The sequence below is a fragment of the Leptospira kmetyi serovar Malaysia str. Bejo-Iso9 genome (assembly GCF_000243735.2).
GTDB classification, from domain to species: Bacteria; Spirochaetota; Leptospiria; order Leptospirales; family Leptospiraceae; genus Leptospira; species Leptospira kmetyi.
The window spans coordinates 3,601,664-3,625,912 of the sequence record NZ_AHMP02000003.1 but is presented as its reverse complement, the minus strand read 5'-3'; the positions used below and the strand labels follow the sequence as shown (position 1 = coordinate 3,625,912).

Below are 24,249 nucleotides of genomic sequence, written 5' to 3'. Positions count from 1 at the left end.
TACTCGCGCAACGTTCAAGCGCAAGTTTTCGTTTCAATCGCATAAAACCTCCTTAAAACGAAAATTCTCCGTAGTTCAAAAGGTAAGAACTACGGTTCGTTCCGATCCGTGATCGAACGAATTCGAGAAATTCGGAGGCGATTTTAAATCAGAAGTCGGATCGTTTCGAGTGAATCCGTAAAGTCGGAAACCGGGAAGACGATTTGAGAAACGAATTCGACCCGTTCTATGGAAATCAAAAATGAAAAGAATACGTTTGCGGAATAAAAATGAGACGGAAGAAAGATCCGTATGAGTTTCGAAACCGGAGAATCGTTTTCGGACAACGCGAGCGAGCCCGGGTCCCAATCACAACTCGGAGTTCCTTGAGAATTTTGTTCCTGTTGACAGGGAATCGGATTTGTCGAAACGGAATCGTGTTTTTCAAACTCGGTTTGAAGACAACAGATCGGTCCGCAATTCAAAGTCAATATCAGAACGGACAACAAAGTGCATCCGATCCAAGTTTTGAAAAGTGCAGAACCCATAAGTCCAGCTTAATGCGTCTCAGGCTTTGTCAACGGAAAAACCGTTTTCGAAAACCGAGCTCGATTCGTTGGCTCTCATCTATTGAAACTTACTTATCAAAAAGACCACCGCAGATCGAAAACAAAAACGAATCGGATCGTTCGTTTTAATTAGACTGAGAGTGCTTCGCAGTATCGATCCAATACAAGACGAAAAACCGCAAAACACATTCAATATTTTGAATGCAATCCGGCCCTTAAGAGATAAGAACCGGATTAGGAAAAATAAAAATAGAGTCCGATCGTAATTCCCAGAAGCAAACCGAAAGCCCATTCGTCCGTTTTAAGAAACGCTTTGATCCTTTTCGAAGCGGAAAACCGGAGCGTCTTTGCAATCGACACGGTTAAAAACGACAAAAACGTCCCGCCTCCGCAAAACGCGGCTCCAGTCACGTTATCCGTAACATCATAATACGACAATGCTACGCAAAAAAGAATCCAAAGAATTCCGATCGCGATCCGTAGCTTCGTTTTCCAAAAAACTCGAACGCGCACGTTTAAGGTCTTACGGTTCCATTCTCCCTCGGAAAAGAATCTGCGACTCAACGTTATATGAAAGATCAAACCGAAAAGAAAAACCAAAAACACTCTGTGTAAAAAGTTGAGCTTGGCTCCGAAAATCGAAATCGTTTGCGGATGAATTCCGATCCAAAACTCGTAACCGTAAGGAAGCGCCCAGGAAACGAAAGGACAAATCAAAATCGTCCAGGTCGCGGATAAGGAGTTCGCTTTTTTCCACAAAATTCCCGTTAAGAACACGACCAAAAGTCCCGGAGTCAGATGCGAACTCTGAGCCGATAATTCCAAAAAGAAATTTCCTTTCGAAGAAGGGTCATAGGCGACTAACGCGAGAAATACGGTGAACGCGGAAAACAAAAGTAAAAACGCGCGGCCCACGCTCACGGATTCCGCTTCCTGCATTTCACTCGTCGAAAAGAAACGTTTCGCATATTCCGTTTTTCTAAATTTAGAATAATAGTCGATGGTGAACAACGTGGACGCAGAATTCAACATCGAATCCACGGAGGAAAAAATCGCTCCGAGTAAACCCGCAAGAACGATTCCACCAAAACCGTAACCGCCCGGAATTACGAAAGCGACCAACTTCGAAAACGCTTCGTCCGGATCGATCGGATTCGATTCTCCTAAATTACGAAAAAGATGATACGCCGCGACTCCGGTCAACACGGTAAAAAAAGGAATCGTTAAGGTTAAAAATCCGTCTCCTAAAATTCCCGCGCGAGCCGATCGCAAGGAAGAAGCGCCTAACGTTCTTTGAACCACGTATTGATTGGTTCCCCAGTAAAACGCGTGCAACAAAAACAAACCTCCGAGCGCCCCCGTCCAAGGCAAAGAAGTATGATCGCTCGGAAGAAAAAAAGTCATTCTCCGATCGGTCGGCGATAAGATCGCTTCCTTTTGCAACAATCCTTCCCAACCTCCCACGGCCGGATGATTGAGCGTCAGATACGCGAGAATCAGACCGGCTAACAAGATAAAGACGGACTGAATCACGTCCGTATAAACGACCGCTTTCAAACCTCCGAACCATGTATAAACCGTGGATACGATTGCGAGCAACAAAACCCCTTCCACATATCCGATGGGCCAACCCAAATCTCTAAAGAAGGGAAGCAAAGATCGGGAACCGATATACAAACCTGCCGCGAGTTGAATCGAAATCAGAACGAGAACGATTCCCGAATATAAGAGGCGCGAGTTCGGACCGTATCTATATTCTAAAAATTGCGAAAGCGTAAAGATTCTTTTTCGGCGATAGATCGGAAGTAGAACGTACCCGAGCAACAACAACGCGGGAATCGCTCCGAACATATAATGACTTTGCGCGAAGCCTACCGAATATCCTATCCCCAACATGCCCACGATATGATTCGCGGAAACATTCGTGCCGAAAAGAGAGCCGGCAACTCCCCACCAAGGAAGACTCCGCCCTCCTAAAAAATAATCTTCGCCCGTTTCTTCCTTTCGTCCGGCGTAGATGCCGATTCCTAAAACGAGTAAGATAGTAATCAAAAAGAACAATGCATCTATCAAAGTGAACATCTTTTCATTCTCGAGAAGTCATCCATAAACGCCCCGCTTCATCATACAAGTAATTATGAGTATTATAAAAATTCTCTTGTCTCGGAAAGAATCCGAAACGCAATAGAAGATCATGAGCATATCCGATATCGCGATCCGTTCCGAAGATCCCAAAATCGAAGTCGCATGGTTCTGCGATCTATGCAACGGCGACTACGAATTCTTAGGCGTACCCGACGGCGAACTTCGATCCAGCTTCGAACATTGTTCCGATATCATCCGCCTCGCGGATCAACTCGGCTATCAGAATATTCTTCTTCCTTCTTCGTATCAAGTCGGACAGGACACGCTGACGTTCGCGGCCGCGGCTTCGCAGTTTACGAAAAATATTTCCTTGTTAACAGCGATTCGATGCGGAGAGATTCATCCTCCGATGCTCGCAAGAACAATCTCCACGTTAGATCACATGTTAAAAGGACGTCTTAATATCAATATCATCTCTTCGGATCTACCGGGAAACGTCCGCGATTCCAAAGAACGTTATCGCATATCGAAGGAAGTGATTCAAATTCTACAACAATGCTGGAACGGAGAAAAAATCGATCATAAGGGAGAATTTTACAACTTCGATCTATCTACGGAACCTTCCAAATCCTATCAAGTCAACGGAGGACCGCTTCTTTACTTCGGAGGAATTTCCGAGGACGCAAGACAACTCTGCGCGGAATTTTGCGACGTGTTTTTAATGTGGCCCGAAACCGAGGAAAAACTTTCCGAGACCATGGCCGACCTGAGCAAAAGAGCGTCTAACGTGGGAAGAACGATCGACTTCGGATTGAGAATCCACGTCATCGTACGAGACACCGAACAAGAAGCGAAGGACGCGGCCAAACGTCTGATCTCCAGACTCGATCTCAAGGTCGCGGAAGAACTCAAACACAGAGCGCTCGATTCAAAATCCGCCGGTGTTTTACGTCAGGACGAACTTAGAAAACAAGCCGATTCCGATCTTTTTATCGAACCGTTTATCTGGTCAGGAATCGGACTCGCGAGATCGGGTTGCGGTTCTGCGATCGTCGGAACGCCGGAGCAGGTGATCGAAAAAATCCACCGTTATATCGACATGGGAATCCGCGCCTTTATCTTTTCCGGATATCCGCTGATGGAAGAATGCAAAATTTTCGCCGAAAAAGTATTACCGTTTTTGAATACGATTTCCCTTCCGAAAGCGCAGGGAAGAATCCCCGATCGAACGCCGGTAACTCCTTTGACAACGGGAGAAAGAAAATGAGTTCTCGAGTTCCGTCCGTTTCGCTGACTTCCCAAGGTCCGACCTTATCTCGGCTCGTATACGGCTGCTGGAGAATGCACGAGGACCCGCAAGGAAATTCTCCCGAAAGAATTCTCGCGAAGATCACGACCTGTCTCGAACTCGGAATCGATTCCTTCGATCACGCGGATATCTACGGAGATTACGGAAACGAGGAAAGATTCGGACTCGCCCTTAAACTCAAACCGAACCTCAAAGACGAGATCAAGATCATAACGAAATGCGGAATCCAACTTCCCGGCCCAAACCGACCCGGAGTTTCCGTAAAACACTACGATACATCGACCGATTACGTCGTCCGTTCCGCGGAAAACTCATTAAAAAAACTGAATATTCAAAAAATCGATCTATTGTTGATTCACAGACCCGATCCTTTTTCGGATCCGGACGAAATCGCGAGTGCGTTTTCCAAATTAAAACGAGAAGGAAAGGTTCTTTCCTTCGGGGTTTCCAATTATACGACTTCGCAATTCGAACTTCTGCAAAGTCGTTTGGACTTTCCTCTCGCCACCAATCAAATCGAATTAAACCCTCTTCGTCTCGAACTGTTTCTGGACGGAACGATCGATCAAGCCTTCGCATATCGATACAAACCGATGGTTTGGTCGCCGACCGCAGGCGGAAGAATATTCCAACCGAAAACGGAAAATCAAATTCAACTTCTAAAAACGTTAAACGAAATCGGCTCCGAAAAACAAAAAAGCGCGGACCAAATTCTCTATGCGTGGTTTTTAAAACACCCCGTGGGATTGATTCCCGTATTGGGCACAAACGACTTGGAAAGAATCCGCTCCGCGGCGTCCTCGATCGACGTTGCATTGACACGGGAAGAATGGTTCCGTATCTGGGAAGCCGGAGCGGGACGTCCGGTTCCCTGAAAACGGTTTAAATTTTTCTAATGCGTTTCGAACTGATAACGGAAGATATCATAATCGTGAAAATCCTTATCGATGTCTATGTTTAGATCGATAATTTTTCCTTCTTTGATATCGTAAACCCAACCGTGCAGTTGCAGATCGCTTCCCTGACTCCAAGAGTTTTGAACGATCGTGGTCATACAAAGATTGTAAACCTGTTCTCTCACGTTGAGTTCGACAAGACGTTCGTGTTTTTCGTCCTCGTCCAAAATCCCGGAAAGTTCCTTTCGATTCATTCGATAAACCTGTTTGATGTTTCTCAACCAAGCGTCGATCAAACCGTGATACTTACCGTCGATCGCGGCCTTCACTCCTCCGCAACCGTAATGTCCGCAGACGACGATATGACGCACCTTCAATACTTCGACGGAATATTGAAGCACGGACATCAGATTCATATCCGTGTCGATGACGAGGTTCGCGATGTTTCTATGAACGAAAAGTTCTCCCGCGCTGGTTCCGGTCATTTCATTCACGGAAATTCTACTGTCCGAACAGGAGATCAATAGATACTGAGGAGCTTGACCCAATGCAAGATTCTTAAAGTAATCCGGATCTTTAAGAAGTTTCTCCTCAACCCAGATACGATTGTTTTCAAACAGTCTTTTGTAATCCTGTTGAGCGACCAAGTCGAAAGGCTTGTTCTTAATCTTCTCATACGAAGCGGTCACGTCGATGATCTCGAGTTTGATATTACGCGACTCCGCGCTGATCTTAAAATCCTCGATGATCTCCAAAACGTCCGGATCGATATACTTGGACTTGGAACCGTCGATGATCAGATGCGCGTTATCCGGAACCCTATCGAGTTTATACAACATACTCGACTTATTCAAAAAGGAAACGTCCTCGGAAAGATCGATTCTTACTTCGACGCCGTACGCCTTGTCCTTTTTGTTGAACTCGTACGGATTGAGAACGTTTCTTCTCATGATAAAGAAAATCGAAAACAAACAACCGATCCCGATTCCGATGAGAATATCGGAGAAAACGATTCCGATCAAGGTCGCGATAAACGGAAGAAACTGATCGGTTCCCTTTTTAAACTGCGCCTTGAGAATTTTATAATCCGTAAGTTTGTAACCGACGACGAGCAAAACGGCCGCGAGAGAAGACAAAGGAATTTTAGCGATCCAACTCGGAATCAAAATCAAGGAAAACAAGATGAACAAACCGTGAAGAAAAGCGGAGAGTTTCGTTCTTGCGCCCGCTTGCAGGTTTGCGGAACTTCGAATGATCACCGAAGTAATCGGAAGACCGCCGAGAATCGCGGAAAATAAATTACCGGTGCCTTGTGCGATCAACTCGCGGTTTTTGGATGCGATTCGTCTTTGAGGATCGGATTTTTCGATCGCGTCCAAATTCAAAAGAGTTTCCAAACTCATGACAAGACACAATTTAATCGCGACGATATAAACCGCTTGATTCTTCCATTGGGAGAAACTCGGGAAATAATCGTCCAAAAACAGATCCTGAAAACCGTTTAATTGAATCGGTTGGATCAAATGTTCCGGACCCACCGCGATTCCGAAACCGAAAGTCATAAACACTTCGTTTAACAAAACGCTCGCGAGAATGGCGACCAACGAACCGTGTATTATAAATTTCTTATGTAATTTCAGTTTTTCCCAAACCAAAATCAAAACCATCGAAACGACAAAAATGACCACGGCTCCCGGAGTAAAACGATAGAACGCGGTTAAAATCTCGGAGAACGTGTTTTCCCTGTCCCTTTGGAAAAAGTCCATGTCCCCTTCGTAATCCATATCGTAACCGATCGCGTGCGGAATCTGTTTCAAAATCAGAACGACTCCGATCGCCGCGAGCATTCCCTTTACCACCGAGGAGGGAAAAAAATTGCTCAGAATTCCCGCCCTTACGAAACCCAAAAGGATTTGAAGAACCGCGGCAATACAAAGCGCAAACAGAAAAACATTAAAACTTCCTAATGTTCTAATGGAATCAAAAACGATCACGGTAAGACCCGCGGCGGGACCGCTGACCGACAAGGGAGATTTACTGATCAAGGAAACGATCGTTCCGCCCACGATTCCGCCGATCAAACCGGCGATGATCGGAGCGCCCGAAGCGAACGCGATGCCGATACAAAGAGGCAACGCAATTAAAAAGACGACCAAACTGGAAGACAAATCGTGTCTCAGGTCGTCCCAAGAGACACGAGGAAAGGAATGAAAGATATTCATGATAACTCCTGCGGGCCGAGGCCCGAAAATTTCGAAACGTTAAATCGAAATGCGGAGTTCCGGTGGGGGGTTTTCTACTTCGGAGAAATGTTGAATGACGATCCATTCGGAAGAGTCGCCGTAAAACGCGGCTTCCAAATCGTAACAAAGGGAGAATCCATCTTCTTGAGAAGCGAGATCCTCCAATTTCAGTTCGGCCGATTTTTCCTTTTCCGTTCCCGCCTCGGGAGTTTCGGAGGATTCGTTTGTGGCGGCGGCCGCGACCGGGGAATCGTTTTTAAAGAATCCGCTGGGTTGAATCAAAACGACCGAACAAAGGAGAATCAAAAACGAATTACAGAGAATGAAGAGTTTACGCTCAAAGTAAGAAAGAAAGTTCATAATTTTTCGAATTAGGTCGCTCTGATTCGATCTCGTTTCCGGAGAATTGAAAGTGTCTCAAGCGCCCGTAGGAAACTCAAAATGAGAGGGCTTCTCCAGGCAAATCAATTCTCGTTATAACTGGATCGAATCTTTTTCTTAGACCGATTTCATTTCGGGATTTGCTCATTTTTTCAGCAAGGAATCCGTTCGAATTGTATCGGAAGAATGGAATTTTTTCACGAATTCAATATTTGCCCTTCCGCAGACCCGTTGTAACTTCGCTCAAGAACTCGAAAGAGGGTCAGTAAATTATTTTATGACAATTCTTTGCCTTTTCCTCAACATTATAAGAAGCATTATCTTTTTATAATTTGCATGTTCAATTTTTCGTTTACTGAATTATTCCCGGAGCAAATTCTCACATAAAAATCCTCCTGAAAGAACGCATTACGCAATGGAATATCTGCAGAAAGTGAAACGGGAGATGGACGTCATCACATCCATCGAACAAAAGAATCACGTCATTACGAAGTATTTACTGGAAAAAGAACTCACTTTCAAGATCGATCCTTTCGATCGAAAAGCGGTCATCAAAAAGATTCTCGAGGGCGGAGAACAAATTCTCGTCCAACTTCCGAACGTGGAAGAATCTCCCGAAGGAAACAGATTCATTCTTTATATGATCTTAGCGAAATACATTCAGCTCGAATGTATTCTCCTTCAAAAATTGGAAAAATCCGTCTTTGCACTTAAGGTAGAAAAACTCGCGATCGCGAGAAAGAATCGGGACAACCAAAGATTTCCGGTCAAACCCGGCGCCGTTTATATGACCAACGTGATCTCTTCGAAAACGATCATCGAAGCGAATATGTTCAACATTCCCACCTTGGTTAAGGTGAACTTCGAAGATTATAAAAACAGACTCAAACAAAGAACAAAGGACATCGTAAACATCGACACGTTCCGTCCCGGCTTGGATCGTAAATTCGAAATCGTCAAAAAGACTTTCAAATATCTTCTCATCGAAAACACGCAGGATCCGAATTCTTATAAAAACAACGGACAGGAAAGAATCAATTACGAAAAGGAAGTGGACGACGATCTGTCTTCCTGCATACGAAAATACAAGGATCAAAAAATCGTTTCCGAGTTGATCGTTCCGATCATTTACGTGAACCACGCAGAGGAGCGGATTCCGATCGGCTACTTTTCGGTTCAAAGCAAAGATCAGGCTCTTACCGAAAAATACGCGCAAGAACTTCAGGTATTGGCAAAGGACATGGTGGAAAGAATCAAGGAATCGAACACCATGAAAACGCCCGAGCGGTTTCAGATTTTGGAAGCCTCCAAAGGGGGAATCAAAGTAAAAATCGATCATCCGCATTTGATCGAAACTCTTCCGAAACAGGACGGTTTTGTGTTCGATATTTTCTTTAGAATGCAGGCGCCGTTTACGGTGCACGGATTGATTCGTTGGTTTACGAAGGACGCGAACAATCACCTCATTCTCGGGATAGAATTGACCGGAAAATCGGACCTACCCGGAGAAAGAGCGAGATACGAATCGAACATCAACCTTTTGAGCAAGGGTCAACTGTAATCAAACGCCGATTTGAAAACCGAGTTCGACCCTAATGAGCGCAGACCAACCGACTTGGAAAAACCAGGAATGAATATTAGAATATTCTAAAATTTTGTTTGATACGGGTCCAGATACTTATGATCCGCTCTCCAAGGACGCATTCCGTGAAACTCCACGCCCGCGGCCTGTTTCGCGTTGAGAACGATTTCCTTTCCACTGTGTCGTATAACGCAACGAACCGTTCCTATATCGCTTTGTTCGATAAATCGAGGGCTTCCGTCCGGATCTCGATAAATATAACCCGCGATTTGATCCCGATCCATTTCCCCTTCCACGGTAATTTCGTAATCGTCGAGACGGGTTTGAAAGGAAAGTTTCGGATATAATACCTTGGTTTTGCTTCGTAAGGAACGAAAGATGGAATGTTGATGAATCGGAACTCCGTCCTTCAAAAGGGTGACGAAGGTCAAAGTGGGTGAAAGAGGTTGAGGACGAACGGTAACGATTTCCAAAGACCAATTATCCGGGTCTTTGTCGAACTTAGGCACAAAAATCCAAAACAGTTCCGCAACACGATTGGTTCCCCAGATATGATTGAAATGTCCATTCGCCTTTTGGAATGTGAATTTCTTCTTTGCGAGTTGAATTTCACCCGCGACTTCGGTGAACGGAGAGGAAACGATACTTCTCGTTTTCGGGATCGGAGTTTTTTCCAACCAACGGGGAAGATGTCCCGCGGGTTCCAGTTTGTGTCTGAATTCCAAATCCCAAGACAAGGTTTCCGATTGGGAAGTCCGGATCGAACCGCGCATATGATCCGGACCGACCGAAGCGTCCGGAAATTCGATCGCATTCTCCCCGATGGAAACGTTTTCATAAGGAAAACATTGTACTGCGGTTCTATGATTTTTCGGATTTTTACGATCGAACAAAGAAGCCCAAAGCGCGCCCGTAGGAAAGAGATCGCGGTTGTTCCTCGGATTGAGAGTGGAATATCTTACCCAAAAAGCCTGATCGTTTTCGGGAATGAGAATGGCCGCGAACCAGATTTCGAATCTGGGTTTCACGAAGCTCGCTGCGAATTTGGAAATAAAACTTTCTCTTAAGTTCATCGTTTTGCAACAACCCGAGCGAGCTTTTTTGATTCGGAAAAATTTTTAAGCTCTGCTCTTTCTTCTTTCCTTAAGGTATTCGATCACCGCCGGCAAAACGGATATAATAATAATCGCGAATATTACGATTTTAAAATTCCTTTTTACGAATTCCAGGTTCCCGAAATAATACCCGCCGAGAATGAAAATTGAAATCCAAAGAATTCCACCTATCACATTATATGCAATAAATTTAACATAAGTCATCGTCCCGATTCCGGCCACAAAGGGAGCAAAAGTGCGCACGATGGGAATAAATCTCGCAATGATGATCGTTTTTCCGCCGTAGGTCTCGTAAAAACTATGGGCTTTTTGTAAGTGTTCCTTTTTGATCAAAGGTATTTTCTCTTTTTCTAATATCTTTTCCCCGGTAAAATTCCCCACGGAATAATTCACCGTATCGCCCAAAATCGCCGCGATGATGAGAAGAATCAGCGTGCTTCCCAAATCCAAAGAACCTCTTGCGATAAACGCGCCGACCGCAAAAAGAAGAGAATCTCCCGGAAGAAAAGGAGTCACAACGAGACCGGTTTCGGCAAAGATGATCAAGAATAGAATAACGTAAGTTCCGCTTTGATACGTTTGAATGATCGTATCCAAATGCGTTTCCAAGTTGAGAAAAAAATCGAGAAAAAACTTAAGGGTTTCCAAAGTGCCTCCCCTGCTCCGACGAGCGAGGTTCTATGATAAATTCAATTTAGGATAGAATTTACCGACGAGCGGGCAAGTCAAACGCGTAAAAGGCTAAAAAAGAAGACGTTCTTTTCCCGGATTATAACGAAATATTTTCGTGGGATAATTCAGTCGGATCGAATTCGATGAAAGTCCTTTTCGATCCGGTTTGATTCTCGCGTCGAACTCCACTTCGTCGCCCGCCTTGAGATTCATGGATTGGAATTTTCGAGATAAGTAAAACAACTGGGATTGAATCACCGATTTTCCCGAAATCAAAAGACAAATGTCCTGGAGAAGAATTCTCGATTGTTCCGGATTTTTGTGATGATGAACGGACGCGACCGTCGCACGGAAACGGGTTCGTTTTCTGGGAAGAATATGGACCGGATTTTGAGTCATCATCCTATCTCCTAACTTCCGATTTTGTTTCGTAAAAGTACAGCATTTTTCCCCTTTCTTCATCCCTTTCAAACATCAAAAAAATTGAATTCTCCCTCGTTTCGAAACGCAAGCCGGAACCGTACTCGAACGAGGAGAAAGAATGAAAAAGAAAGTCCGTTACAGTCAGGCGCAGAAAGCCGTGATCGAGGAGAATACGAGATTCGTTCAGGTCGTGGCCGCCGCGGGTTCCGGAAAAACGAGCACGATGGTCGGGATCATCGAAAGAATCTTAGTCGAAAACTTATTTCCGGAAGAATCGATCCTTGTGCTGACGTTTTCGAAAAAGGCGGCCGCAGAAATTTCGGATAGAATCCGAAACACGACCGGCAACGATTCGATCCGCGTTCAAACGTTTCACGCGTATTGTTTGTATGCGCTCACACGTTGGCATCCTGAGTTCAAAAAACAAAAACCGAAAATTCTTCCACCCGAGGAAAAGAATCGTTTTTATAAGGAATATCTAAAACGAAAACGGGACGAGATCGGAGGAATTCCTTACGAACTTTTTTGGGCGGAGAACGTGCCTTATATCCAGGAACATTTTTTCGAAATCAAAAAGGATCTCGATGTCGCTTATCAAAAGTATAAGAAAAACGAAGGTTATCTCGACTTCGAGGACCTGGTAAGCGGATTTTTGGAAGGTCTGCAAAACGAGGAAGAATGGACTTACGAGGCCAAACGTTCCGTTCAAAAAATCATCGTGGACGAATTTCAGGACACGGACCTGGAACAACTCAAGTTTCTCCAATTATTATCGAAGAGCGCTTCGATCGTAGTCGTAGGGGACGATTATCAAAGTATATACAGTTTTCGTGGCGCGGCTCCCAAAGCGTTTTTGAATTTTCAAAAGTTATTCGATCCTTGTACGATTCATTTTTTAAGCACGAACTACCGTTCCCTACCCGAGATCATTCGAGCTTCCGCAATCCCCATCGAAAAGAATTCCGAAAAAATCGAAAAGGAAGTTCTGCCTTCCCGCAAAGGAAAAGGTTTCGTGGGCAGGATCTTGATGGAAGAAGCAGCGGATCTGATTCCCTATCTTGCACGCGCCATTCCTTCTTCTCAAGGCGACGTAAAAATTCTGTGCAGATCGAACTTTAGAATTAGCGAATATATACGAGCGGGGATTCCGGAAGATTTTCTGATGACGATCCACGCGAGCAAGGGTTTGGAATTTCACACCGTGTTCGTCGATCTCGCGGACGGTTGGAACGCAAGACCCGATTCTCCGCAGGAAACGATCGAAGAAGAAAGAAGAATTCTCTATGTCGGTTTATCAAGAGCGGAGGATCGTTTGTTGATTTTAGGAGCGGCTAAGAATTCGAGAAGAGAAACGATCGAAAACGAATTCTTTCGTTATTTCAAACGGATTCGAAACGTGGAAGCGGAGGATCTGGAATGATATTCTAAAAAATTTATATATAAAAAGACGTAGCTCGTTGCGAGCTCGAGAAAACGGCGTCGACATTGAACGCGATACAAAAAACCTGCGGCGACCCGGGCTTGTAAAATTTACTACGACTTTAAAGTCGGACGCAAAAAGATCGGCGGCGATCCATTCTCACCAATCGATCGGAAAGTAATCCTTTAGAAATTTTCCGCACCAATGTTTTCCGGTTAGAATTCCGTCAAAGAACGGATCACAAACCCTTGCGGCCCCGTCCACGATATCCAATGGCGGTTGAAAATCGTGCAGATCCTGCTTTTTCTGAGACAACTCGATCGGATCCTCGTCGGTCACCCAACCCGTATCGACCGCGTTCATATAAATTCCGTCTTTAGCGAAGTCGCTCGCCGACGTATGAGTGAGCATATTCAACGCGGCCTTCGCCATATTCGTGTGCGGGTGCCTGTCCTCTTTTTTGAAACGATGAAACTTTCCTTCCATCGCGGAAACGTTTACGATATGTTTTTGTCCCGTATTCTCCCTTCGCATAACGCCGACAAGACGATTGCAAAGAACGAAAGGCGCGACCGCGTTTACGAGTTGAACTTCCAACATCTCCGAGGTTTGAATCTCTCCGAGTTTGAGTCTCCAGCTGTTCGTCTTTCTGAGATCGACTTGTTGAAGATCCGCGTCCATCTGACCTTCGGGAAACACGGTTTCCAATTCGAAAGAATTATCGTGAGAATACGGAATTTGAGAAAGTTGTGCGGAGGAACGGATTCCCACTCCGGGAACCTTTCCGTTCCAACTGACCGGCAACGCGGCTTCGTTGGCGAGATTGACTCCTCCGAAAGAAGTAAGACGATCCTTACAATCCTTGTGGAGTTTCAAAAGAGAAGCGGCTTCTTTCGGTAAATCATGATATTCTAATGCTTCGGACTTCATCAAGTGAGAATAGAATCCGGGCGGTCTTCTTACCGTTTGTGCGGCGTTGTTGATGAGAATATCGAGACGATCCACGGTTTCTTCTATATAACTCGCGAAAAGTTCAACGCTCGGAGTATGTCTCAGATCCAACCCGAATATCTGAAGTCGATCGGACCAATGTTTAAAATCGTCTTCTTTAGAAAAACGTAATGCGGCGTCGACGGGGAAACGGGTAGTCGCGATCACGGTCGCGCCCGCTCTCAACAACATCAAAGTCGCCTGATAACCGATCTTCAATCTCGATCCGGTGATCAACGCGACTTGGCCGTGCAAAGACGCGGTTTGAAATCTTTTTTTGTAATTCAATTCCCCGCATTCGGGGCACATCGCATCGTAAAAGAAATGAAGACGCGTGTATTCTTTTTTACATACGTAACAATTACGCGGAGAAGAAAGTTCCGGCGCGTTTTCGCTTCTCCATATATCGGTTTGATCTGCGATTTGCAAAGGAGCTTTGAATACCGTGGCGGTTCTTGCGGCGCGGATTCCGGTCAACGCGCGGGCCTTTTTTTCCAGAGTTACGATTTCTTTTTTTCTGGAATGTTTGATCGTTTTATTACGGATTCTAATTTCGTTTCGATCGGGACGGGAAATTTTTCCGGCGACGATCATCAATGCGATTCTTTCTTTTTCGGGAATGGAAGTAAGAAGTTCCGGATTTTCGGTCAGCGATTCCAGAAATCGAAGGCATTCCTGAATCTCTTCGATGGTCAGTTTGTTTTTTCCGTTCTTTGAAGAATCGCTCATAGACGTCGTCGACGATTCCCGTTTCGGGTTTCGATCGTTTTCCCTCGATCCACTATACCGAAAAAAAGAGTCGATTGAGCAACTCAATTTCGAAACAAAAAGCCGATGCGATGGACGAAGAACGACGAACCGATCGCGGAATCCGTCCGATATCCGTTCCTAAAGAATCATCCCGATTATAATCCGTTCATTGCCATTTTGATATCGTTCGTCAAAAATTAGTTTCAATAATTAATTTCCAGGTTATATTCGAATGCCAAAGGAGAATCGAATGACAAGAAAAGTATTGCTGATGATTTTTTCGATCATCATGTTGATCACGGTCGGAACGACGTACGCCGGAAACGTTCAATCCGGTTGTACATTCAAAGGTAAAAAACTTTACGGAAAGATTCAGATCGTAACGAGTTTCCCGGACGTAAAAGTTCAGGAAGTCACTTCCTTTCCGGATCTCAAAGTTCAAAAAGTAACTTCGTTCCCCGACTCTTGCGGTAAATGGGAGATCGTGGATTCCTTTCCGGATACGAAGGTTCAGTTCGTAACCAGCTTTCCGGATATAAAAATCCAATACGTGACTAGTTTTCCGGGAGAAAATTAAGTCCATCGTTTGGAAAAATGAAATTCGATTTACAAGAAATCATTTTTTGTAAATCGGAATTCAAACCTAAGATCAAAACAAAATCCTCTCTCAAAATCCGTTCTCCCTTCGACAAAAGAAACACGATTCGATTCGTTCTGAAACTTATGGAACCGCTTCGGGTTTGGATCGTTCCAACGTATATTTCCCGAATTACGCCCCGGAGCCCTCGCGTATGAAATATATTATATTCTCTTTGTTACTTTTCTTTTTAGCGATCGAAAACGGAATCGAAGCGAAGAATAAAAACCTCGGAGTCGACTGCACTTTCAAAGGAAAAAAATTATTCGGAAAAATAAAAGTCGTTACGAGTTTTCCGGACGTCAAAGTGCAAGTGGTCAATTCATTTCCCGATCTAAGAGTCAAGGTCGTGGATTCTTTCCCGGACTCGTGCGGAAGATGGAAAATGGTTGAATCTTTCGCCGATACGAAGATACAGTTTGTCACCGGTTTTCCGGACGTTAGGATCGAATACGTTTCCTCTTCTCCGGGAATCAAATAACGTAAGAGATAGAACGTGAATCGTCTAACACAAAATACAATATCGGAACGAAGAGAAGGAATGAAAGAAATTCTAAACTGGTTGTCCAGCCCGCCGTCGAGAGCCTTGGAAGCCAAGGAACTGATCGAAACCCTCAATCAAAAAATCATAGAAGCCGGAATTCCAGTCTGGAGATTTTTTACGAGCATCCCCACGATGCATCCCGAAGTGATGGTGCGATCGATCATCTGGACGAGAGGAGAAGAAACTCAAGTCGTATTAATTCCTCACGACGGTTTACAACAACAGCAATATAAGGACAGTCCCATCTTTTTGATTCGGGAAGGGCAAAAGGATTTTATCCGCTGCAAGTTGACCGGACCCGACGCGGACTTATCCTATCCTATCTGCGTCGACTTACAAGAGAAAGGCGGAACCGATTATTGTATCTTCGTTTCCGTTTTCGGCACCGATATACGAAGCGCGATTTCTTGGACGACCGATGCGCCCGGCGGATTTACCGAAGAACAAATCGAATCCTTGAATTCGATTCGAAGCGTTCTTTCTTTGCGTTTGGATTTGGAATCCAGAAAGTTCGCGGTCAACGAATTGCTCGAAGTCTATCTCGGACCGAACGCATCCAAACGCGTTTTATCGGGAGAATTCAGAAGAGGAACCGGAGAAACCATCTACGCCGCGATTCTTTGCGCGGATCTAAGAGACTTTTCCTCTTTAAGCGAAAACAATTCTCCGAAAAGAATCGTGGAAGTCTTGGACAACTATTTCGAACTCACGGCCCAACCGATTCAGGAAGAGAAGGGAGAAATTCTCAAGTTTATCGGGGACGCGATCCTCGCGGTTTTTCCCGCGGAAGAAGATTCGCATAAGGCGTGTTTGGCGGCGTTGAGCGCGGCGCGTAAGATTAAGAATTCCGTAATACAGTGGAATACGGAACATCCCGATTCTCAGATTCATTTGGGTATGGCGTTGAACGTGGGAGACGTCGTTTACGGGAACGTGGGCGCCAAAGACAGACTCGACTTTACCGTGATCGGAAACGCGGTCAACCAGGCGTTCCGTGTGGAATCTTTGTGTAAGGATTTCGGGGAGAATATTCTGACAACGGAAGAATTCGCGAACAAAACCGGAATGGAAAATTTCGAACTTCTCGGGGCGCGACAACTCAAAGGAATCACGGGAGAAAGAAATATCTATTCTCCTCGGAACTGAAAGGACGGAAGAATTTTAAAAAGAAGAATGAAATCGCAAAATTGTCGGAGTTCCGACAGCATCTATAATCGGGATTTTACTTTACAAAAACAGAATTTTCCGATAGAGAAAGATCGTCCGAGTTCTCCCACCGCCTCTCCCCTCCACCCAAAATCAGGGTGGGGCGCTCGTTTTACGGAAGACGTCGGAGTTCCGACAACCCCTTCATGAATTGATCCCCGCTCTAAATCAAGAATGGAATTTAAACCGAAGTCCGCGGAGTTTGTAAATTATCTCGGATCATTCTTTCAATCTCTTTTGCATCCGAGAAATCGGCGACATGTTGGATCACCTTAACCCGCTTATTGTCGTTCAATATCACGATAACGGAATGTAACTTCTTGGAGTCGCGCCTATAGGAATGATCTTCCGTTTCCGTCTTTACGAATTTGACGTCGCCTTTCCGAATCAACTTTCTTCCGTAGATCGGAATCGGAAGATCGTAAACCGCAATGTGCCAGACATCGATCCGAATGTTCGTAGAATTGAACGAATCTATAATCAGATAATACAATATAAAACCCGGAACGAACAAGGATAACATTTTGATAAGCGTGAAAAAAGATAGATCGTATTTCAGAAAATCGATCGAAAGCGATCCCATCATTAAAAGAGATAGAAGGATTCCCAAAAGAGAAGAAAATCGAAAGCGATCGTAGGAATATACGATTCGATTTCGTTTTTTCGTACTGTGATTTTGTCCGCTGGAATAGGGTTCATTTTTTCTGAATACGTTCTGAATTCGACCCGAGTTGTTACGGGACCTTTGATAATTCACAGTCGAAAACCAAATTTTTGAAAAGAATCTGCGTAATTCGGATTTCACAAACTTAGATCGAATCCGACTCATTCGAAAAAATTTCCGTTACTCTTTTCCAGCATTTGTCGCAAACCCATTCGACATTTTCACCCAAACGAGACGTATGAAAGCGCACACCTACTTCATTTCCGCACTTCTCGCATCCAGCACGAAGTACTTTGGCAAAGGCCCAGTGGCGTTGTTCATAAGGAGTTTTAAATGGGGCCCAAATCGACGCGCTCTTCCAGCGACTCGAACGTTCAGCAGTAGCCCATTCAAGTCGCGTATTTGTGAACGTCGCTGCCTCCGTAAGAATCTGCGTTTCTTCCAGATTCCAGAATCCTTTGTCCGAAACCTGAAACGGAATTCCTGCCTTAATTTCAACAGTGCCTCCACTCGGTAAATCATGCCATCCATTCATATACAAATGGGATAAGCTATTCCTTTGATCGGCAGTTTTTCTTTACCAACAGATCATGATTGAATTCAACGGATATTTCCCGAATAGCCATCGCGCCCCCGTTAAAACATTCAGTCTGATTCGTTACTCTTGTGGGCATTCCCAACTGTAAATATACATATTTCTTCTCTTCGCCGATCAACAATCTTTCGCAGTAATCAGCTGCATCTGACGCCGACAAACCGTTTCTGAAATAAAAAAATTCGTTAGCAAGAACGCAACGATTCTTTGTAGAAAGAATACCAAAGTCTTTGAAGACTTTTTCCGCAAGTATCTCTACCTACGACTTACATTGCCATTAGATACATTAAAATAACGAAGATCGAGAAAATAAGTAATCTAATATATATTTTGAATATACTCATCGATTCAATCTTCCGATTCTTTCTAACTTTTTTGAATCATTTTCGGAAGCTGAGTTAGAGTATGGAGTTCACGAACGGCAGGTCGTATTGCAGAGAGGGACTTTTTCTAATTCCCAAAAATATTCAGTCTTTTGAATATACCTAATTTACGCAGTCGTTCGCACGAGTCGCTTCGCGCGAGCCCGACATCGGCATTCAACTTTTTGAATTAAGACGTCGAACTGCGCTCGTTTTCTTCGATCAACCCGCCGCGTATTGATCCATCAGAGATTTCGCGATTACTCTGAGAGCCATAACTTCTTCCGCTCCTTCAAAGATGGAGAATACGCGCGCGTCCACGAAGTAACGGGAAACGGCATATTCTTCCGCGTATCCCATACCGCCGTGAATCTGCATCGCTTCGCGAGTTACCCACTCTGCAACTTTAGAAGCGTAGAATTTAATCAAAGTCGCTTCCATCTGACCTTTGTGATCGTCGAGAAGATTCGCAACGTGATTTGCGAACTGACGGGACGCTTGTAAGATCACCGCCATTCTCGCGATTTTGTATTTCGTTAAGTTGTATTCGTAGATCGGTTTTTGGAACACGGCTCTTTCTTGTGCGTAACGAAGAGCGGCTTCCAGAGCGGCTTGCATCACGCCGTGAGCGCGCGCCGCGGTCTGAATTCTTCCTCCCGCGAAACCTTCCATCTGGAAGTAGAAACCTTTTCCTCTTCCCGCTTCTCCGCCTAACAGGTTCTCTGCGGGAACGAAGTAGTTGTCGAAGGAGACTTCGAAAGAATGCATACCGCGATAACCGATGGTTCCGATCGCTTTTCCTTCGATCTTTCCGCCTTCGGGCTGCGTATAAGTAAATTCATGACCCGGAAAGCTCGGCTTCTCAGCGAGAAGAATCGAAAGACCTTTGTGTTTCAAAGAAGGATCGGATTCGGTTCTGCAAAGAATCAAAAGAAGATTCGCATAACCCGCAAACGTACACCAAGTTTTTACTCCGTTGATTACCCAACCGCCGTTCGCCGGTTTTGCGGTAACGGAAACTCCGGCAACATCGGAACCGTAATTCGGCTCGGTCACCATGATGCCCGCCATTTTTTCCCCGCTTGCAAGAAGTGGAAGCCACTTGTCTTTTTGTTCCTGAGTTCCGCCTTTGAGAAGAGCCTTGGACATGATCTCGGGTCTTGTGATCAAAGATCCCGCGATTCCCAAACCGCCTCTGGAAAGTTCTTCGGTTACGACGAGCATGGAAAGGTTATCGGGTTTATCGTTCGGTTGAATTCCACCGTAAGACTCAGGAATACAAAGACCGAAACATCCCATGTCCTTGAGTCCGCCGATGATGTCTTCGGGAATGATATCGTCGTGTCTGTGAACGTGTTCCGCATGAGGCATCACCACGTCTTCCGCAAACTTTTTGAAAGTCTCGCGGAACATCTCGTGATCGTCGTCCAGGCCGTAGGCTCCGAAATGACCTTTTGCAACGATCTTGTCGGCGATCTCATTGTAATTTTGAATCGCCATCGCGTTTTCTAAGAATTGATTGATTTCATCGTTGTAGATTTTGGAAACGAGATCGGAAGCTTTGATTCCGTATTCGGAAGGACGGGAACTGATTTCGGAACGAACGTGGTTCACGGTTTCTGCCGCGAATACGATCGCCATTTCCTGCTCGAGATCACCCGTTCCACGAGAAGCATCCCAAGCGTATTCAATGAACTTCTCTGCGATTTTTTGTTCGGATGTAAGCCAAGCGATTTGGTACTGAACGAGTTGGTTTTCGTCCATTTTTTCTACGGAAACTTTTCCGTTTACGCTGCAACGTGCAGCAAGTGCTTTAGTAACTTCCTCGATCACTCCTGCGGAAACAGAAAGTGCTTTTTTCGCGGTTGCTTGATCAACGGCGGTCTTGGTTGCGCTCATGGGTTTTTAATCCTGAAGTAAAAAATTCGAATCTGAAACCTACAAAATCAGTGCTTGTCCCCGTGTCATTTGCTTTTTGAGGGGCATTCTCAGCGAAGAATTCGATGGATTATGTCGAAATGACGGTTACTTCTTTAAGAATTCGGAACAAAAATGATCCAATGCTTTGGCGGCTTTATCGTGTCCTAAGGTATAGGCCTGATACAAATCCTTACAACCGTTCTTTTTAAAATCAGGATTTTCGGTAGAATTGACCGAAACCAAAATGATTCCTCTGTTGTAATACGCACGGGGATTTTTAGGATCGAGTTGAATGACCTTATCGAAGTCTTGATAAGCGTCCCCTAATTTACTCATTCGGATCGAAACTGCTCCGCGTTCCACCAAAGCCTCCACCCAATTCGGATCGACTTCGATACAACGATTTAAGTCCTCGATTGCCTCAGAATAAGCCTGAAGTTCGTTACCGATTTTTCCTCTCATCAAATAAGAACGATTGAATTCGGGATTGAGACGAATGGATTCGTTGATGTCCGTTAAAGCCTTCTTGTATTCTCCCATATAGTAATACGTATATCCTCTGTGGAAAATCGCTTGGCTGTTATTTGCATTTAAACGAATGGCTTCGTTGAAATCTACGATCGCATCCGCGTATTTATATAGATTTACCTTGATCCAACCTCTGAAATCGATCGCGTTATCGTCCTTCGGGTTTAGCTTGATCGCTTGGCTACAGAGATCCAAAGCCTGTTCGAATTTTTTCTGGTTATAAAGATCGCCGCATTGATCCTTTTTTTTGGAAGATTCTTTATTGGCTTCCGGTTCCGATCCCACGGAAAAAGTGGAAAAACAGAAAAGTATAATTAAGAATAGGATTCTCGATTTGAACGTCATACGGCCCTTCCTTTTCGGGCCTTAGTTTTACGTTATGGATTTGTTTGTCAAAAAAATTCTATAATTCGGTTTTAACGAACCACGTAATCCTGAACCTTATACAGGACCGTAAGTCTCGCCAAGATCAGAGCCAAATTGATCAAAAACAAAATCAAAAACGGACGATCGACGATGTTCTCGTCTTCGGCCTTGATGAAAAGATATAAAGGAATCGAAAACGTAAAAAGACGGATCGTGTTGATGTATTCGGACCAGAAGTGATAGTGGTTCGCGATCGCGATCATCAGAATCACCAGGGAAAAACCGACCTTGTAGAACGTTCCTTTTTTCCAGGAACCCGTAAAAGGAATTAAGAACATCGTAATAAACTGAAGTACGAGCGGAAACTTGGAAAAGGAACGGACGATTTGTTTGATTCCTCCTCCGCTCGTAAAACTTCCGGCCAACTCCAAAAGATATTTGAAAATTCCTTCGAAAGGAATCATAAAAACCGCAAGTCTCGTCGGAGTCCAGTTCGGCAAAGTGTATTTGAGATAGATCTGCCAAAGAACGGGAACGAGCAAAGTGGAACCTACGATCAACATCTTCTTAACGTCCTTTCTCGAAAGCGCGGCGAGCCCTAAAGAGAAAAGATAAAATAACGCGGGTTCCTTCGTAACCAAGGCCAAACCGGAAAGAAGATAAAACGGAATATAACTTTCCTTCTCGTAAAAATAAATCGCGAGAACGATCAGAGAAACCATAATCGTGTCGCTGACAAGAACGGAATAACTCGCCAACGTAAACGGAGAAATCAGATATAAAATCGCCCAATGCGATTTGTCCTTCAACAAAACGCGAAGCGCCAAATAAGAAAGATACAAAAGAGCGATGCTGAGAATATACATCCCCGCGATATTTCCCCATTTGCCGAAAATTCCCCAAACGGAAATGAGCAAAGGATAACCGACCCGAGGGGCGCGGTAAGTCGCGTCGAAACCTTCGGGCCATTGAAAACTGAAATTTGAAATCGATCTCGAATAGTAATAAAAAATCTGACCGTCGTAACCGGCGCCGAGATCGCCTTCTTTGCCTTTAAAAGCGATCACCCCGCCCGGAGATTCCGCTTCGTTCTTTTTGATGAATTCTTCCCCGAAGTTGACCATCGAAGAAGGATTCCATTCGTAACGGGACCAAAGGGACAACGTCACGAAACCGTAAAGACCCAAAAGAAGAATCAAACCCTTTAAGGGAGAATCGACCTTTTTAAGCAAAGATTCAAATTTCTGCATATTCTAACCTGCTAAACCGAGTTTTCTACGGAGAAGTTTGAGCGCGAATCCGATCGCCTGTTTCAAAACTCTTCGATTGAAGGAAGAATTGGAAAACACGTAATGAATTCCGATTTCGCGTATGGTTCCTTTGTTTTTGGCGACGATCGAAAGCGCTTCCATGTGAAAATCGAAAGCGATGGACTCGAGTTTGGATTGTGCGATCCAAGTAAAAGCCCTTTTGGAATACTTTCGATAACCGGATGTACAATCCTTGAGACGATAACCGAAAATATCGAAAAGACCGGGAGAGATACAATAGTTCATCACCTTTGCGGCGAGAAAAGAGATTAGCTTTCTGTAAAGCGGAACCCCGTCCGAAGTTACTCGGCTTCCGATCACAAGATCCGCTTCGGTTTGAATGAACTCCGGAAGTTTGGAAGGATCGTGCGAAAGACCCGCGTCCATCGTAACGACCGAATCGTATTTTTTTTCGACGGCGAACTTCATCCCGTCTTGAATACCGCCGGGGATATGGGTGTTCTTCTCGTGGCGAATCGTAAACAACTTCTTAGGATGTTTTTTGATCAGCTTCTTTAGGATGTCCGGAGTTTTGTCCTTGGACGCGTCGTCGACGACGAGGACGTCCGAATGAACGAGCGCCCTCTCCACGACTTCTTGAATGGTTTCTTCTTCGTTGTAAGCCGGAATTACGACCAGATTCTTCATTTTTTAACTTCGAATACGGACTTATCGGCTTCGATCCAACGAATCAATCTTTCCACGCCTTCTTTCGGTTTAAACTTAGGATCGAATCCGAACTTCTTCGCACGAGTGATATCGCAGATAAAGTAGCGCATATCTCCCGGTCTTTCCACGTCGAATTGGATCTCCTGTTTTTTGCCGAGAATGTCTCCGATCATATGAATGCATTCTAATAAAGAAATCTTGTGATCCGGACCGCCTCCGATGTTAAAAACGCCCGGAGTCGGATTTTCAAACCAACGAAGATAACTTTCCGCTCCGTCCGCCGCGTAAAGAATATCGCGAGCCTGTTTACCGGTTCCGAAAATTCGAAGAGGCCAACCGAACACGGAACGAATCGCGAAGTTCGCGACCCAACCGTGATCCTCTCCGCCGAACTGGCGTTCGCCGTAGATTCCGGTAAAACGGAAAGAAGCCGCCTTAACCTTATACATGTCTACATACGTTCTCACGTAATGTTCCGCGCTCATCTTGGAAGCGTGCAGAGGAGAAATCTCTCCGACCATCACGGGTTGATCCTCGCCGATCGCGACGGGAGTTCTTTCGTAAGAAGTCGCGCCTTCTTTCAAAGTGTCGTTGATGGAATTTCCGTAAACATGAATGGAGCTCGTGTTTACTACGGGAATGTTTCTTTTACGAGCGACCTCAAGAACATTAAAAGTTCCTAATACGTTTGTGCTGAAGTCGAGTTCGGGGTCTTCCCAGGAAATCGTCATCGCGGGTTGCGCCGCGGTGTGAACGATAAAGTCGCAACCGGTGGTGCGGTCCAAAAGGTGTTCCAGATTTCGAATGTCGCCCTTGACCATTGTGACTCCGAGCGCCTGAAGATAATTCCAGTTGTATTCTCTCGTGGCTTCGGTGCCGTAACCGGTTCTTTTCAGTTCGTATTTGGTCATACTATCGTAGCTGATTACGTCCCAACCCTGTTTACGAAACGTTTCGCAAACGTGAGATCCTAAAAATCCGCAACCGCCGGTTACTAAAACTTTCTTTGCCATAAATATCCCTTTTCTATATTC

General features: G+C 44.8%; 21 protein-coding genes and 1 pseudogene. 7 read left to right on the top strand and 15 right to left on the bottom strand.

Annotation, left to right across the window (positions count from 1 at the left end; translation table 11 throughout):
- Positions 1-143: 143 nt before the first annotated feature.
- The gene (locus LEP1GSC052_RS19425; protein ID WP_244265287.1) at positions 144-485 is read right to left on the bottom strand and encodes a hypothetical protein; all 342 of its coding nucleotides are present in this window, start codon (positions 483-485) and stop codon (positions 144-146) included.
- Between the two features lie 297 nt (positions 486-782).
- Complete coding sequence (locus LEP1GSC052_RS19420) at positions 783-2,630, bottom strand: SLC5 family protein (RefSeq protein WP_040913217.1); 1,848 nt, start codon at positions 2,628-2,630, stop codon at positions 783-785.
- Between the two features lie 112 nt (positions 2,631-2,742).
- On the opposite strand from LEP1GSC052_RS19420, the gene LEP1GSC052_RS19415 reads away from it, so the two are divergent.
- Together LEP1GSC052_RS19415 and LEP1GSC052_RS19410 are read left to right on the top strand one after the other, a co-directional pair.
- Positions 2,743-3,900 (top strand): LLM class flavin-dependent oxidoreductase, encoded by a 1,158-nt coding sequence (locus tag LEP1GSC052_RS19415; protein ID WP_010576007.1) that lies wholly within the window; start codon positions 2,743-2,745, stop codon positions 3,898-3,900.
- On the top strand, positions 3,897-4,817 hold the full coding sequence (locus tag LEP1GSC052_RS19410) for an aldo/keto reductase (RefSeq protein ID WP_010576008.1): 921 nt from the start codon (positions 3,897-3,899) through the stop codon (positions 4,815-4,817). Before LEP1GSC052_RS19415 ends, LEP1GSC052_RS19410 begins: the two co-directional genes overlap by 4 nt.
- Positions 4,818-4,834: 17 nt before the next feature.
- On the opposite strand, the gene LEP1GSC052_RS19405 is transcribed toward LEP1GSC052_RS19410, so the two are convergent.
- Positions 4,835-7,060: a carbonic anhydrase gene (locus LEP1GSC052_RS19405; RefSeq protein ID WP_010576009.1), complete on the bottom strand. Its 2,226-nt coding sequence runs from the start codon at positions 7,058-7,060 to the stop codon at positions 4,835-4,837.
- 39 nt (positions 7,061-7,099) lie between these two features.
- Complete coding sequence (locus tag LEP1GSC052_RS19400; RefSeq protein WP_010576010.1) at positions 7,100-7,441, bottom strand: hypothetical protein; 342 nt, start codon at positions 7,439-7,441, stop codon at positions 7,100-7,102.
- A 436-nt stretch (positions 7,442-7,877) separates the two neighbouring features.
- Here LEP1GSC052_RS19400 and LEP1GSC052_RS19395 point away from each other — a divergent pair, with 436 nt between their 5' ends.
- On the top strand, positions 7,878-9,023 hold the full coding sequence (locus LEP1GSC052_RS19395; RefSeq protein ID WP_010576011.1) for a DUF1577 domain-containing protein: 1,146 nt from the start codon (positions 7,878-7,880) through the stop codon (positions 9,021-9,023).
- A gap of 86 nt (positions 9,024-9,109) precedes the next feature.
- Here LEP1GSC052_RS19395 and LEP1GSC052_RS19390 read toward each other — a convergent pair whose 3' ends face one another.
- The 3 genes from LEP1GSC052_RS19390 to LEP1GSC052_RS19380 form a co-directional block, all read right to left on the bottom strand.
- Complete coding sequence (locus LEP1GSC052_RS19390; RefSeq protein ID WP_010576012.1) at positions 9,110-10,117, bottom strand: hypothetical protein; 1,008 nt, start codon at positions 10,115-10,117, stop codon at positions 9,110-9,112.
- A gap of 45 nt (positions 10,118-10,162) precedes the next feature.
- A complete protein-coding gene (locus LEP1GSC052_RS19385; protein ID WP_010576013.1) occupies positions 10,163-10,807 on the bottom strand; it encodes a DedA family protein in 645 nt (214 codons plus the stop codon).
- A 93-nt stretch (positions 10,808-10,900) separates the two neighbouring features.
- Positions 10,901-11,233 (bottom strand): TOBE domain-containing protein, encoded by a 333-nt coding sequence (locus LEP1GSC052_RS19380; RefSeq protein WP_020985626.1) that lies wholly within the window; start codon positions 11,231-11,233, stop codon positions 10,901-10,903.
- 139 nt (positions 11,234-11,372) lie between these two features.
- On the opposite strand from LEP1GSC052_RS19380, the gene LEP1GSC052_RS19375 reads away from it, so the two are divergent.
- The gene (locus LEP1GSC052_RS19375) at positions 11,373-12,674 is read left to right on the top strand and encodes a UvrD-helicase domain-containing protein (protein ID WP_020985822.1); all 1,302 of its coding nucleotides are present in this window, start codon (positions 11,373-11,375) and stop codon (positions 12,672-12,674) included.
- 159 nt (positions 12,675-12,833) lie between these two features.
- Here LEP1GSC052_RS19375 and LEP1GSC052_RS19370 read toward each other — a convergent pair whose 3' ends face one another.
- Positions 12,834-14,393, bottom strand: a complete 1,560-nt coding sequence (locus tag LEP1GSC052_RS19370; protein WP_010576017.1) for an SDR family NAD(P)-dependent oxidoreductase — start codon at positions 14,391-14,393, stop codon at positions 12,834-12,836.
- Between the two features lie 271 nt (positions 14,394-14,664).
- Between LEP1GSC052_RS19370 and LEP1GSC052_RS19365 the strand changes: the two genes are divergently transcribed.
- From LEP1GSC052_RS19365 to LEP1GSC052_RS19350, 3 genes are all read left to right on the top strand, one after another.
- Positions 14,665-14,991, top strand: a complete 327-nt coding sequence (locus LEP1GSC052_RS19365; RefSeq protein ID WP_010576018.1) for a 7(1) septoil knot domain-containing protein — start codon at positions 14,665-14,667, stop codon at positions 14,989-14,991.
- Positions 14,992-15,205: 214 nt separating this feature from the next.
- A complete protein-coding gene (locus LEP1GSC052_RS19355) occupies positions 15,206-15,532 on the top strand; it encodes a 7(1) septoil knot domain-containing protein (protein ID WP_010576020.1) in 327 nt (108 codons plus the stop codon).
- A gap of 60 nt (positions 15,533-15,592) precedes the next feature.
- A complete protein-coding gene (locus tag LEP1GSC052_RS19350) occupies positions 15,593-16,741 on the top strand; it encodes an adenylate/guanylate cyclase domain-containing protein (protein WP_010576021.1) in 1,149 nt (382 codons plus the stop codon).
- Between the two features lie 241 nt (positions 16,742-16,982).
- Here the strand turns inward: LEP1GSC052_RS19350 and LEP1GSC052_RS19345 are convergent, their stop codons facing one another.
- The 7 genes and pseudogenes from LEP1GSC052_RS19345 to LEP1GSC052_RS19310 form a co-directional block, all read right to left on the bottom strand.
- A complete protein-coding gene (locus LEP1GSC052_RS19345; protein WP_156892135.1) occupies positions 16,983-17,606 on the bottom strand; it encodes a hypothetical protein in 624 nt (207 codons plus the stop codon).
- Between the two features lie 410 nt (positions 17,607-18,016).
- Positions 18,017-18,347, bottom strand: a pseudogene (locus LEP1GSC052_RS21760) (hypothetical protein).
- Between the two features lie 297 nt (positions 18,348-18,644).
- Positions 18,645-20,321 carry an acyl-CoA dehydrogenase family protein gene (locus LEP1GSC052_RS19330; protein WP_010576025.1) on the bottom strand — a complete coding sequence of 559 codons (1,677 nt, stop codon included), beginning with the start codon at positions 20,319-20,321 and terminating at the stop codon, positions 18,645-18,647.
- A gap of 126 nt (positions 20,322-20,447) precedes the next feature.
- Complete coding sequence (locus tag LEP1GSC052_RS19325; RefSeq protein WP_020986434.1) at positions 20,448-21,215, bottom strand: tetratricopeptide repeat protein; 768 nt, start codon at positions 21,213-21,215, stop codon at positions 20,448-20,450.
- 71 nt (positions 21,216-21,286) lie between these two features.
- Positions 21,287-22,486, bottom strand: coding sequence for an AZOBR_p60025 family cell surface glycopolymer formation protein (locus LEP1GSC052_RS19320; RefSeq protein ID WP_010576027.1), 1,200 nt, complete (start codon positions 22,484-22,486; stop codon positions 21,287-21,289).
- 3 nt (positions 22,487-22,489) lie between these two features.
- Positions 22,490-23,194, bottom strand: a complete 705-nt coding sequence (locus LEP1GSC052_RS19315) for a glycosyltransferase (RefSeq protein WP_010576028.1) — start codon at positions 23,192-23,194, stop codon at positions 22,490-22,492.
- Complete coding sequence (locus LEP1GSC052_RS19310; protein ID WP_010576029.1) at positions 23,191-24,228, bottom strand: NAD-dependent epimerase/dehydratase family protein; 1,038 nt, start codon at positions 24,226-24,228, stop codon at positions 23,191-23,193. Before LEP1GSC052_RS19310 ends, LEP1GSC052_RS19315 begins: the two co-directional genes overlap by 4 nt.
- Positions 24,229-24,249: the final 21 nt, after the last annotated feature.

What these genes read in the sequence shown, in the direction of transcription:
- LEP1GSC052_RS19315 (WP_010576028.1), bottom strand. Translation starts at nt 23,194, where the DNA reads ATGAAGAATCTGGTCGTAATTCCGGCTTACAACGAAGAAGAAACCATT.
- LEP1GSC052_RS19395 (WP_010576011.1), top strand. Translation starts at nt 7,878, where the DNA reads ATGGAATATCTGCAGAAAGTGAAACGGGAGATGGACGTCATCACATCC.
- LEP1GSC052_RS19420 (WP_040913217.1), bottom strand. Translation starts at nt 2,630, where the DNA reads ATGTTCACTTTGATAGATGCATTGTTCTTTTTGATTACTATCTTACTC.
- LEP1GSC052_RS19365 (WP_010576018.1), top strand. Translation starts at nt 14,665, where the DNA reads ATGACAAGAAAAGTATTGCTGATGATTTTTTCGATCATCATGTTGATC.
- LEP1GSC052_RS19400 (WP_010576010.1), bottom strand. Translation starts at nt 7,441, where the DNA reads ATGAACTTTCTTTCTTACTTTGAGCGTAAACTCTTCATTCTCTGTAAT.
- LEP1GSC052_RS19390 (WP_010576012.1), bottom strand. Translation starts at nt 10,117, where the DNA reads ATGAACTTAAGAGAAAGTTTTATTTCCAAATTCGCAGCGAGCTTCGTG.
- LEP1GSC052_RS19325 (WP_020986434.1), bottom strand. Translation starts at nt 21,215, where the DNA reads ATGACGTTCAAATCGAGAATCCTATTCTTAATTATACTTTTCTGTTTT.
- LEP1GSC052_RS19380 (WP_020985626.1), bottom strand. Translation starts at nt 11,233, where the DNA reads ATGATGACTCAAAATCCGGTCCATATTCTTCCCAGAAAACGAACCCGT.
- LEP1GSC052_RS19310 (WP_010576029.1), bottom strand. Translation starts at nt 24,228, where the DNA reads ATGGCAAAGAAAGTTTTAGTAACCGGCGGTTGCGGATTTTTAGGATCT.
- LEP1GSC052_RS19330 (WP_010576025.1), bottom strand. Translation starts at nt 20,321, where the DNA reads ATGAGCGCAACCAAGACCGCCGTTGATCAAGCAACCGCGAAAAAAGCA.
- LEP1GSC052_RS19415 (WP_010576007.1), top strand. Translation starts at nt 2,743, where the DNA reads ATGAGCATATCCGATATCGCGATCCGTTCCGAAGATCCCAAAATCGAA.
- LEP1GSC052_RS19410 (WP_010576008.1), top strand. Translation starts at nt 3,897, where the DNA reads ATGAGTTCTCGAGTTCCGTCCGTTTCGCTGACTTCCCAAGGTCCGACC.
- LEP1GSC052_RS19320 (WP_010576027.1), bottom strand. Translation starts at nt 22,486, where the DNA reads ATGCAGAAATTTGAATCTTTGCTTAAAAAGGTCGATTCTCCCTTAAAG.
- LEP1GSC052_RS19375 (WP_020985822.1), top strand. Translation starts at nt 11,373, where the DNA reads ATGAAAAAGAAAGTCCGTTACAGTCAGGCGCAGAAAGCCGTGATCGAG.
- LEP1GSC052_RS19355 (WP_010576020.1), top strand. Translation starts at nt 15,206, where the DNA reads ATGAAATATATTATATTCTCTTTGTTACTTTTCTTTTTAGCGATCGAA.
- LEP1GSC052_RS19405 (WP_010576009.1), bottom strand. Translation starts at nt 7,060, where the DNA reads ATGAATATCTTTCATTCCTTTCCTCGTGTCTCTTGGGACGACCTGAGA.
- LEP1GSC052_RS19350 (WP_010576021.1), top strand. Translation starts at nt 15,593, where the DNA reads ATGAAAGAAATTCTAAACTGGTTGTCCAGCCCGCCGTCGAGAGCCTTG.
- LEP1GSC052_RS19370 (WP_010576017.1), bottom strand. Translation starts at nt 14,393, where the DNA reads ATGAGCGATTCTTCAAAGAACGGAAAAAACAAACTGACCATCGAAGAG.